The organism is Halorubrum sp. SD690R, assembly GCF_005435035.1.
GTDB lineage: Archaea > Halobacteriota > Halobacteria > Halobacteriales > Haloferacaceae > Halorubrum > Halorubrum ezzemoulense.
This window is the reverse complement of sequence record NZ_SGTV01000094.1, coordinates 1-1,007: the sequence shown is the minus strand read 5'-3', so window position 1 is coordinate 1,007 and position 1,007 is coordinate 1. Positions and strand designations below refer to the sequence as shown.

The 1,007-nt window shown below is 58.7% G+C and carries 1 protein-coding gene; it reads right to left on the bottom strand.

Annotation, left to right across the window (positions count from 1 at the left end; all coding sequences use genetic code 11):
* Positions 1-31: 31 nt before the first annotated feature.
* Complete coding sequence (locus EXE41_RS18550) at positions 32-916, bottom strand: IS1595 family transposase (RefSeq protein ID WP_137691790.1); 885 nt, start codon at positions 914-916, stop codon at positions 32-34.
* Positions 917-1,007 lie beyond the last annotated feature (91 nt).

The window sequence follows — 1,007 nt, the reverse complement described above, 5'->3', positions numbered from 1 at the left end:
CAACGCTCTTGTGGCGTAGATTGTTGGTGAGTCATAGCGCAGTTTCGAGGATGGTTTTGAGCGCTTCTTTCCCCGGTTTGCGGAACACTTCTCGACGGAGCTGAAACGCTCGGATATACGGCGTGAGTCTGTCTTTAGAGATACCTCGATGCGGCGAGAGCCACCGTCGCGCCAGCGACGCGTGGCTCTCGCAGGTGTTCACGTGAACGTCTCCATCAACATACTCGCCGTCACCGTGGACGACGTATTCACGGGTGAATGCGTCGTCCTCCTCCAGCGGATCGTACGCCCGAAAGCCGTCTGTGTAGACGGTTAACGACTCTTGCTGGCGGTCGGCCAGCAGGAGTCGAATCCTCGATTCGGTCGCGGCTTTCGCCGGGATCACGTGCCGTTCACCACTGCCTCGATCTGCGAGAACAAAGACGGGGAGCTTGTCCTCAGCGTACGTTCCACGTCCGCGCGTGGACAGGCCACGCGAGCGCGACCAGCCGTCGCGCTCGCGGCCTTTGAGTCCAGCTTTCACGTAGAATTCGTCGATCTCGATGGGGCCTTCGAGCTGTAGTCGAGGCGCGTCCAGCGCTCGCAAAAAGCGCTGGACGCGCCGGTAGATCGTCTTGTATGAAACGTCAATCTCTACGTCTAGTTGCCTGAGACTTGTGTTAAAGCGGATGTACGTGTAGACGGCGAGAAACCACTTTCTGAGCGCCACCGAAGAATGTTCGAAGATCGTGCCGGTCTGATCGTTGAACGTGCGGTCGCAATCCTTACACAGATACCGCTGAAACACCCGATAGCTGCCGTACCGAATCACAGATTCGCCACGGCAGCGTGGGCAATAGACGCCGTCGCGCCAGCGAACCTGTTCCAGCAGGTTCGCGGCGCGACGCTCCGAGACGAACGTCTTGATAGGGAACATTGTTCGTCGGGTGACGCGGTCGCGTCACCCTTGCCCGCTGTGGCTTCCAGCTACTGCTGAGAACTCACCAACAATCCTCTACCCAAGAGCG